Source organism: candidate division TA06 bacterium, assembly GCA_016208585.1.
In the GTDB taxonomy this organism is placed as follows: domain Bacteria; phylum Edwardsbacteria; class AC1; order AC1; family EtOH8; genus UBA5202.
The window spans coordinates 1-11,274 of record JACQXR010000111.1; the positions used below are offsets into that span (position 1 = coordinate 1).

The 11,274-nt window shown below is 52.3% G+C and carries 5 protein-coding genes; all 5 read left to right on the forward strand.

Translation table 11 applies throughout. From position 1 onward, the window contains the following. On the forward strand, positions 1 to 2,350 hold a 2,350-nt coding region (locus tag HY768_08350), incomplete at its 5' end, for a T9SS type A sorting domain-containing protein (protein ID MBI4727213.1). A gap of 108 nt (positions 2,351 to 2,458) precedes the next feature. After that, positions 2,459 to 4,576 carry a TonB-dependent receptor gene (locus HY768_08355; GenBank protein MBI4727214.1) on the forward strand — a complete coding sequence of 706 codons (2,118 nt, stop codon included), beginning with the start codon at positions 2,459 to 2,461 and terminating at the stop codon, positions 4,574 to 4,576. A 252-nt stretch (positions 4,577 to 4,828) separates the two neighbouring features. Next, the gene (locus HY768_08360) at positions 4,829 to 5,257 is read left to right on the forward strand and encodes a clan AA aspartic protease (protein MBI4727215.1); all 429 of its coding nucleotides are present in this window, start codon (positions 4,829 to 4,831) and stop codon (positions 5,255 to 5,257) included. Between the two features lie 225 nt (positions 5,258 to 5,482). Beyond that, on the forward strand, positions 5,483 to 9,472 hold the full coding sequence (locus tag HY768_08365) for a carboxypeptidase regulatory-like domain-containing protein (protein ID MBI4727216.1): 3,990 nt from the start codon (positions 5,483 to 5,485) through the stop codon (positions 9,470 to 9,472). A gap of 303 nt (positions 9,473 to 9,775) precedes the next feature. Beyond that, a complete protein-coding gene (locus HY768_08370; GenBank protein MBI4727217.1) occupies positions 9,776 to 11,272 on the forward strand; it encodes a hypothetical protein in 1,497 nt (498 codons plus the stop codon). Positions 11,273 to 11,274: the final 2 nt, after the last annotated feature.

Genomic DNA, 11,274 nt, shown 5'->3' on the forward strand with positions numbered 1-11,274 from the left:
GGATCTGATTAACTTCGTCATTACCAATGTCAGGGCCGAGAATGTCTTCAACGCTGCCGCGGACATCAAATGGACCACTTCGGAGGCGGCTACCAGCACTGTCTATTATGACACCCTCACCTCGGTCGGAAAGAAGACTACGGATGCGGATCAGGATATTCCCGCCGGCGAAGTGAAGAGCCACGTCATAACCCTGAAGGGCCTGACGCCCAACCGCCTCTATTATTACGACGTGGAATCCAAGGACCATGCGGGCAATATAGTCCGGGATAACAACGGCGGCCGGCATTATACCTTTACCACTACCAACAACTGGGACGTGCTTTATGTGGACGGCTCCGGCTATCCCGTTGACGTCAGACCGGCTTATCAGAATGCGCTGGCCAAGTTTAGTTGGGGATATGACTCCTGGCTTTCCGGAAGATCTGCCGGCGGCCAGCCCGATACCGCCTATATGAACAAATTCAAATGCGTGATCTGGAGCGCCGGCTGGTATCTGGATCCGGAGGATACCGCTACGGTGAAGAATTATATGAACGGCCCGAAGGCCCTGTTGGGGATGTTTACCCAGGACACGCCCTGGTATTATGGTTCTGGCGACTACTATGGCGCGGCATTCAAAACATATCTAGAAAACGTCCTGCACACGATCTACCGCAGCGATCCGGTCAGCATAGCCCGTAAATATTACCGGGGCTATGCCTCTGACCCCATCTCCGACAAGTGGTCCGGAACCAAGGACAGCATGTATATCTATTGCAACGACGGCATGGGCGGCAACGGGGGGAATAAGGAATGGGGCGACTTCATCAAGGCCAATACCAACGGAGTAGGCTTTATGTGCCAGGATTCCTCCAGTTCCAAGAGGGACACCTGCGGCATCCGCTGGACCAGCGGCGGCGACCGATTGTTCCTGTCTACGGCCGAGTTTGCCAACATGAACGACACTTCCTCTACCGGCCCCTGGCAGAGCGCGGATCGGGATACCTTTATGAACAAAGCCGTGCTGTGGCTTTTGGGCCGCACCGAGGTTAAGCCGGTGATCTCTATTTCCGTGCCGGCCGGAGGTAACACCTATACCAGCAGCCCGATTTCCATAACCTGGAGCGTAACCTATGGCGGCAGCCTGGCCCAGGACTCCACCTTCATTTATTACAGCGACAATAACGGCGACGCCTGGTACTTGATTACCAAGGGCGTCCTGACCTCGCCCTACGCTTGGGATATCACCGCCCGTTTGAACGGCGCCAAGTATAAGATAAAAGTGGTGGTCCGGGATAACGGAACGCCAAAGCTTACCGGCGAGACGGCCACCGGCGCTTTTACCATCAACCGTTCGGGCAACGATACCAAGGGGCCGGTGATGGTCCGGCATTCAATGAAGACGGACAAAAATCCGGTTCCGGGAGGCGCCAAGTTCAGGATTGACTGCACTGCCAGCGATTCCTTATTCGGCCTGTCCAACATTCAGGCAGTCAAGTGTTCTCTTACCGGCAGCACCGTGACTGCTCCGGTGGTGCAGAATATGAAGGCGACCGATGGAACCTTTAACGCCATCATAGAGCAAGCTTTCGACTCCATTGCCACCGAAACCGGCAGCTGGTCCTTATCTTACAGGATTTACTTCAGGGCCCAGGACGCTTCGGCGGCCAAGGGGGGAAAGTCGGCCAATAACTGGGGCGGATTGGATAGCAATGATGTGGTGATTGCCGGCGGTAAAATTCCCAATGCCCAGCCATTAGCGGTAACTTTAACCTTGTTTACCGCCCAAACGGCTCAACCCGGGGTGGTATTAACCTGGACCACGGCTTCCGAAATCAATTCCTTAAGCTGGCAGGTAGAACGCAGCCTGACGGCAGACGGGGATTACCAGAAGATCGCCGAAATGCCGGCGGCCGGAAACTCCAACCAGGTTACAGAATACACCTATACCGACCTAACGGCCCTGCCTAACCAGGGATACTATTACAAGTTAGTGAACATCAGCAAGGACGAACCGCAATCGCGGGTGGTATACGGCCCCATCCACGCTACGGCCGGCGGAATTGCGGCTCCGAAGTTTTTTGCCCTGCAGGAGGCCAGGCCCAATCCCTTCGGCGGCATGGTGGACATCGGCTACCAGTTGCCGGAGAAGGCCCAGGTTTCGCTTAAGATCTACAACATCGCCGGGCAAGTGGTCCGCACCTTTGAAGAAGGCTTAAAGGATGCCGATTATTACACGGTCGTTTGGAACGGCAAAGACGACAACGGTAAGATATTGTCCAACGGCGTCTATATCTACCGGTTAAGCGCTAATACCATAAGCGGCCGGCAATACCAGACGGCCAAAAAGGTTACCTTGCTGAAATAGTTTCAGCGGAAACCTAAGTGCTTAGTCCTTAGCCCCGCCCTTAAGGGCGGGGCTAAGGATTTTTAGTATAACTTTTTGAATGGAGAGGGCCAAATAAAAAATAATGAAATGAAAAGATTCATCCCTCAGGCAATGATGTTGGCCGCGGTTTCGGCCGGTCTCGCAATCTCAGCCGGGGCCGAGGTGCCGGACACAACCAGGACGCCGATATTCCGAATGCGGGGGATAGTGGTTACGGCCAGCCGCACGCCTGAAGAAATCGCCAAGGCCCCGGCCGCGGTAACGGTAGTTACGGCCCCTGAGCTTGCCCGGCGCCAGCCCCGCGCCACGGCCGAAGTCTTGCGGGAGGAAACGGGAATTACCGTCCAGAAGACCAACCACAATGGCGGGTCGCCGGTCATCAGAGGAATGATGGGAAATCAGATCCTCCTTCTGGTGGATGGGATTCGGTTGAATAATGCCATATACCGTTACGGGCCAAACCAGTATCTGAATACCATAGGAGCCGCCGGGCTCAAACGCATTGAGGTGGTGCGGGGCCCAGGCTCGGCATACTACGGTTCGGACGCCATGGGCGGAGTGGTCAATGCCCTTACCAAAGAGCCCCGGTTCAGTTCCTCGGGGTTATGCCTTGGCGGCCGAGCGGAAGGGCGATGGAGCTCCACGGATAGGGGAAGCCTTTTTGGCGGCGAGGTTTCCGTGGCCGGCTCCAAAATCGCTCTGGCTTTTGGCGGAACCCATAAGGAGGTGGGCGACTTTACGGCCGGCCGCGGATTCCAGAGAAGGGATTCCAGCTCCCAGGTCTCTCCCTCCTCGTGGCGGGAGAAAACCTTTGACGCCAAGCTGGCGCTGATTCCTTTAATGAAGCATCGGCTGGTCGCGGCTTTGCAGGATGTCCGCCAGCGCAATGTGGAGTTTTACCACACTCCGGACCGTCTGGATCCCTATCAGGACCGGACGCTGGCTTATGTCAAGTGGACCTGGGAAAATCCCCTTTCTTTCCTGGCTCAACTTGAGGCCCGGGCTTCTTGGCAGGTTCAAAAGGAGAAATGGACCCGGAAGAAATCCGACCCGGATTATAGTCTTATTTACGGTTCAGCCAATGAGGTTGGAACCCCCGGCGCTTCCTTTCGGACACAAACCAAACCCTGGAAAAGCGTGGAGTTCACATTGGGGGTGGAGTCCTACCGGGATAAAGTTACCAGTTCCGGTTTTCGGGACAGCACGGTTCTGACCGCCGGCGCCGTGAACCGGCGGAGTGCGCGCGGAGACTATAGTAATGCCGTTTTGGAAAACAGGGGAGGCTTTTTCCTATCCCGGGCGCAACCCTTTTCCAAACTTGCTCTTTTTTCCGGAATTCGCTACGACAGGTTCAAACTTAGTTCTTCCCCGGACTCTTTGGCGGTGCCGTTTGGGATAGTCCAAAAAAACTCCGCGCTTACGGGCGGCGGCGGAATGCGCTGGGAAATCAAAGGCCCGCTGGCCCTGGCGGCCAATATCGCCACCGCTTTTAGGGCGCCCAATGTGGATGATGTCCTCCGTTTCGGCCCGGTGGAGAGAACTTGGTTTGAAGTGCCCAATCCCGGCCTCAAGCCGGAGAAGAGCGCCACCGTGGACTATGGCCTGCGCTGGGACGGCCCGGCGCTCGCTTTAAGCCTGACCTTCTACCATGCCGGCTTGCGGGACCTGATTGACCGCCGGCCTGCAAGTTACAACGGAGATACGCTCTACTCCGGCCGCAGGGTTCAGCGCCGGGAGAATGTAATCCGGGCGAGAATTGATGGCCTGGAGGCCGAGGTTGAAGTTTTGCTGACCAACGAAGTTAATTTTCGCGGCGGGCTTTCCAGCGCCTATGGTCAGGATCTGACCGCCGGCGTCCCCTTGCGGCGCATCCCGCCGCTTTCGGGATATGTTGCCTGTCAGATCGCCAAGCCAGATGGACGGCTTTGGGCCGAAGCCACCGCGCGCCTGGCAGGGGAACAGTCCCGCTATGCCCCGGGAGACCGTTCGGACCTGGATATGCAGCCCGCGCCGGGACGCTATGTGACACCCGGTTACGCGATTCTCAACTTCCGTTTCGGCTCCAAAGTTACAAGATTTCTCGAGGCCACCCTGGGAATCGAGAATATCGCCAACCGCAATTACTGGGAGCACGGCTCGCGGGTTCCGGCCAGCGGAACGAATGTAACCCTTGGGCTGGCGCTATCCGGAGATAGGAATTTCTGAAGGCGAAAGGGGAGTGCCTGCGCTGTAGTGTAGCTTCTCGGCGCTTCCTGCCCGCCGGCAGGCGGGGAAGACGCTGCTCTTGTGAAGCGAAAGCGGTGGCGCGCCCGGCGCCTTCGGCATGACGGCAACTTCAATGACGGCTATGAATTTTATATATTTTTTTGATTTTTTTCTTGACAAATAATTTTGGAACTGTTAAACTACTGAGGAGCCATAATTATATGCAAAAACAAATATACGAGGAGACATATCATGGGTTTAGTGAATGCTACAATTATTTTAAGAAATCCGAAAGAAGATGAAATTAAAGAAATGGAGGTTGAAGCGTTAGTAGATTCAGGAGCATTGCATCTTTGCATTCCAGAGAAAGTTGCTATTCAATTGAATTTGAAAGAATTATGTAAAAGAGATGTTACTACTGCGGATGGGAAGGAACATTTATGCTCCTATGTTGGTCCTATTGAAGTAAAATTTGAGAATAGAGGTTGTTTTACCGGAGCGCTTATATTGGGAGACGAAATTTTACTTGGCGCAGTTCCAATGGAAGATATGGATGTTTTAATTTCTCCGACGCAGAAAAAACTAATTGTTAATCCCAAAAGTCCGAATATTGCATCTTCAATAGCAAAAGGATTAAAGAAATTAAAAACATCTAATAAGTCAATGAAGCTGACCGCTTAACTGCACCCGCTAATTTTGTGGTATTTAGAGCATTAGTGATGAGTTCACTGTAAAAAGTCTTATTTCAAAAAATCGAGCATTGGAAATCCAATAAGTTACAACACCCCAAAATGACAAAAGTAAACTCAGGGATGCTTTCAACATTATGTGCCAGTTCCACTACGCGGCAGTTTCTCTCTATCGTTCAACGTCAACATTAACGTCAACATTTAAGGAGGGATTACCATGAAACATCAAAGAATGCGGGCAGCTATAACGGGAACACTCGTCTTAACATTCCTTATTTCAGCCGTTCCTTTGGCCGGACAACGGTTGGGCTACAATTCCTTTAATGCCGGAAATATTTCATCTTTGTTTTACAATAACGGTTTTATCGGGGATTCCACCAACGCCCTTCCTTCCGGTTGGTGGCCCAGCAACGCCAAAAACTCGTATTTCAGCCGAGGCGGATTGTGGATCGGCGCCAGCAAAAATGGCGGGGACACTTATTCCGTTTCCACCGGTTGTCCGGGAGAATTTTTTCCTACGGCAGATTGTTCAACCATGGTTTCTATCCGTCCCGGCAGCCGGGCGACTCAAGAGTTATGGGCCAGGTTTGACGACGCTAATCCGCTTTACAATCAGGGCGCGATTCTCAATGCGCAAGTGACGATGCGCGGTTATCAGTGGAGTTTTTCGCCGGTGGACAATTTTTACATCACCGAGTATCAGGTAAAAAATAACGGCAGCAATTATTTATCCGGCGTCTATGCCGGCTTTTATTATGACGGGGATGTGGTTACGACCCCAGCTGCTGATTCTAAGACCACAAATTACACCGACTTTGATGTTTCTCCCGACGACAGCACCGGCCAGCCCCGCAACTTAGTGTGGATGACCGGTGACTCTGCCTGGGCCCAAAGCGTGGTTGGCTTTCCGGTGGGGTATTTGGGAATGCGCCTTTTGGAAGCCCGCAAACCCAATGGCAGCGCCATCGGCGTCTCATCGGCCAGAAGTTGGAAAATCACGGCGGATCCCGCCAGCGATGCCAATGCGCTGGATCTCTATAATCGCTATCGGTATTTATCCGCCAACGTTACCGATGCCGACGCCAAGCGGGTGATAAACGATTTTAGAATGACCACGGATTCGATTCACCTCAAAATACCCGCCTACCTTATTAAAAATATTGAGGGGGTTTATCGAATAAACGACATCTTGCACGGGGGCACGAACTATTTTACCGGAGGCAGTTTTAATCGGGCCGGCTGGATTACTTTGGGAAAACCGGCTCCGGATGTGATAAAGGAAGCGTATAATCAATCCACGGACGATATTCAGACCAATGGCGCAGGAGATACCGTTACCGCGGTTCATGTTTCCAGCGTCCCGCTTGATTCAGTGGCCGGGGTTTGGCTGGCAAATGACGCCTCTCATACCGGCACAAATTATTATACCGGAGGGAGTTTTACATCCGACGGCTGGATTTATTTGGGAACGCCCATTGAACTCGCTATACTTACGGATTATCCGATTGCCTGGTGGTTTTATAAGGATAATAATGTTACGGTTTCATTCTGGAATCGGTATTGGAACGAGTCGGATTCCCCCAGCGACAATACCCATGTAACAGTAGGGATGACCACCAATTTCGACGAGGTGGAAGGCGTATATCTTCAAACAGACAGCCTTCATACCGGAACAAATTATTATACCGGCGGCAGTTTTGACAAAGCCACCGGCGCGATTACTCTGGGGACAGCCCTTCCAACTTTAGACCCGGTGTGGGTTTGTTATCGCACCTATGCTATCGCCGACTATAAGATGCTTCTTAACGCCGGTCCCTTTGCCTTGGCTCCCAATGATTCTATAAAAGCGGTCTACGCTACTGTAGCCGGCCAGACATTAGCCGAGCTTCGGAAAAATTCCGATCTGGCCCAGTATATGTGGGATCATCCGGGCTATGTTCCCGCCTCCACCTATGGCTCAATATCGGGAAGAATAAAAAGGACCGACGACGTTACCGGCATTGAAAATGCTTTGGTCAAAATTTTTCAAGCGGGCCTGGCAAAAGACAGCGCCTGGAGCGCGGTTGACGGCGGATATGCTTTAAACAGCCTGGAGGCGGGCAGCTATGATTCTCTGAGGGCAGCGCGCGCCGCTTATGCGGACAGCAACATTACCGGCCCCATTTCGGTAATCGGCTCGAAGGACAGCCTGGGATTTGATCTGGCCTTAAGGTATCAATATGCCACGATTAAGGGCAAGGTTACCAGAACCGATGGCGTTACCCCCTTGGCCGGCGTTTACCTCGAATTAAAAGGCTCCCAATATCAAAGCGCTTACAGCGATAATGAAGGCGGATATATATTTCAATCTGTAAATCCGGCCGTGGGCGATTCGATCGTGGCCTCTTTGTCGGACTATCAGGGGAAGATAGTCCCGGGCGTAGTAACGGCCAACGACTCGGTGACCGTGGTAAATGTTCAAATGCAGTATTTGTATGCCAACATCACCGGAAAGATAACCGGCACCGATGGTCTAACGCCGGTGGCCGGGGCTTCGGTGACGGCCAGCGGAAATAATTCCTACAATACCCTGGCCAATTTCGAGGGTTTTTATGACGTCAAAGGAATGGCGGCGGACACCTATAAAGTGATTGTTTCGGCCTGGGGATTTGGTTCCGACTCGGCGATGGCCGTAATCGCAAAAGTCGATTCGATATCCCGGATTGATTTTTCTTTGCATCAAGCTTCAGCCGACGGCTCGATGCGCTGGGCGGATAAAACATCGCTGTCAACCAAACGTTATGGGCTGGGTTCGGCAGCGGTTGGGGGAAAGATTTACGTCATTGGAGGAATGGGCGAGAATGAGGCGGTATTAGTCACAGTTGAAGAATATGATCCGCTTGCCGATACGGTAAACGGCCTGCCCTGGTCAACCAAGGCTTCCATGCCCGCACCCCGCTATGGTTTGGCCTGTGTCTCTTTAGGCGATTCTATTATCTATGCCATCGGCGGATATGATGCCTTGGAAAACGCTTTAAGCACAGTTGAGGCTTACAAACCTAAAACCAATACTTGGCTTGCCGGATTTGCGCCCATGCCTACGCCCCGGGCATATTTGGGGATTGGAGTTCTCAACGACACCATCTATGCCGTGGGCGGGGAGAATAATAGCATCGCCGGCCTGGATACCGTAGAAGCTTATGACCCGATAAGCAATTCCTGGACGACGAAGAAATCGCTTTTAGGAGGACCGAATTCTGGCCGTTCCGGCTTAACCTGCGCTACTCCCGATAGCGCCGGAATTATCAGGCTCCACGTTGTTGATGGTAAAAAGGTTGACGGAACTTATATGCAGACGCATCAGAAATATAACCAGGCTGCCAATACTTGGGTTGCCCGAATGGCGCCGCCGACGCCTCCCATGGCATTTTTAGCCAGCGATGTGATTTACGATAGCATCTATTGTTTGGGAGGGCGAGACCTTTCCGGCTATTATAACTCCGCCGTTACCTATAACCCTTACAGCAACACTTGGCGGACTGAAACTCCCCTGCCCAGTCCCAAAGCATATTTTGGAGCAAGGGCAATTGAAGGCAATGGCATTTATGTCATGGGGGGAAAATCCGATGATGTAACCATAGTGGGGACGGTAAGAAAGGGCTATAGATATGGCTCTATTTCCGGAACAGCAACAGTCAAAATTTCAGGCGCCGCCATCGCCGGGGCGTTGGTGGAATGCGTCCAAGGAGGAAAGACTGCCGGCAGCGATTATACCGATAACAACGGTTTTTATGTTCTCTCAAACCTTGAACCGGGGCTTTATAATGTCCGCTTTTATAAGACCGGCGATGTTGATAGTACGATTAACAATGTGAATGTGCTTTGGGGGCAGAATACCGTTTTAGATTTTGTCGGCGTGGCAGGTAATAGGCCTACCGAACTTTCCGCTTTAATCTTTGCGTTATATCCTGCCTACCCAAATCCAGTACGGAACCAGGCCGTTATTGGCTATCAAATTCCGGCCAAGGCATTGGTGAATTTATCGGTTTACAACGTGCTGGGTCAAAAGGTAAAAACCCTGGTCAACGGCAGTCAGAATGCGGGATGGCATTCGGTGACCTGGAACGGACGGGATAACGGGGGCCGCAAGGTAGCCAGCGGCATTTACCTGTATCGCCTGACCACCGGCTCCGAAAATGCGGTTAAAAAACTAGTGGTGATAAGGTAGTCGCAGCTTAAACTGAAATGGCACGGCCAGAACCTTTTGTTTTGGCCGTGCCGAATTTCTTAATTATTTGTTGCTTTATCTCTTGACAAATGCCGGTTTGTATGTTAAGATACGGTAAATAAGAGGAGACGAAATTAGCGCCCGGTACATGTAAGTAAAACAGTTCGGAAACTAAAACTAAGCCGCCAAGGGCGGGGCTGTTTTATAGCAATGATGCCGGTCGTTTACCCTTCGGACCAGAGCCAACCTGGCTGGCATCATTTTTAAAAATGATGCCAGTTTTTTATTTAAGGAGGTTTTGTCATGCGTAAATTTATTATTTTAGCCCTGGCTTTGGCCGGGCACGCTTGGGCCCAGCAATGGTCGCCCGCCATCAATCTTATGCCCGGGGATCCCGGATCCTCCTGGACCGCCTCAAACCAAGCCCACAGCCTGGCGGTTCGGGGAGATACAATTTATCTGGTCTGGTACAATTCAACCTGGGGACCGGTAAATATGGGACATCAAATATATTATAAAAAGTTTGATGGAACCGCCTGGGGCCCGGTCAATATACTAGTAAACGACACCTTAAACTGGCGGAGGCACAGCTGGTATCCCTCGTGCGCGCTGGATGTTGCCGGTAATCTGCATGTAGTTTGGGAGTCTAACGACTTTGGTCAAATCTCCAGTTACGATATCGCCTACCGAAAGTTGAGCAGTAACGGTTCCTGGAGCGGAATAACCAGGGTTACTTCCAACAGCTCCCAGGGATATTCCTGGCGGCCGGTGATCGCCTGCGGTACGGATAACCTGATCCACATAGCCTGGCAGGACAACCGGCAGGGAACTTATAAAATATTTTACAAATCTTCGACCGGCGGCGGCAGCTGGGGCAATGATCTGTGCCTCAGCCCCCAGGGGGTTTATGCCGGGTTTCCCAGCATCGCCCTGTCCGGCAGCGAGCCGGCTGTAGCCTGGCAGGATTTCCGGGACGGCGTCCACCAGATATATTTTAAGAAATATTCAGGATCCAGCTGGGGAACAGACAGCGCCATCAGCCAGAGTTCTTACGGAGCCTTTGCCCCGTGCCTGGCCGGGGACCAGGCCGGCAACCTGCATGCAGCCTGGGAAGATCTGAGAGACGGCAATTACGAGATATATTACCGTAAGTTCACCAGCCAGACCCAAAGCTGGGGTAATGTCATCAGGCTGACAAAAGATCCCTATTATTCCCGCCAGCCGTTTTTACTGTGTCAGGGCGACAGCACGGTAAATCTTTTTTGGTCGGATGACCGCGACGGCAGTTATGAGATATATCGCCGTCAGTCGGTTAACAATGTCTGGCAGCCCGAAACCACCCTTACCAACTTTGACGGCTCGGCCTCGATGTGTCCTTCGGCCGCGGTAGATTATCTGGGCAATCTGCATCTGGTCTGGTCGGATTTCGGCGTTTCCTACCAGGCCCCGGATATATTTTACATGTCGGGCGTCTACTCTAAAAAATCATTGTCAGGAAATCAGGCGGCCATTCCTGGATCAGCAGGCTTGGCCATGCTTCCGGCCATGCCCAACCCCATGCGCGACCGGACTAAAATTGCAATGATGATTATTCAAAGCGGCTGGGCCAGGGTCAGGGTCTATAATATTGCCGGACAATTGGTGAAGGAATTGTATCAGGGTCACTTGGCCGGCGGGTTGCATGAATTTGATTGGGACGCTAAAGACGGGAACGGCGCCAGGGTCAGCAACGGACTGTATCTTACCCGGGCGGAATGTTCGGGAAGCTCAGCTACCGGGAAAATAATGGTGGTGAGGTGAAG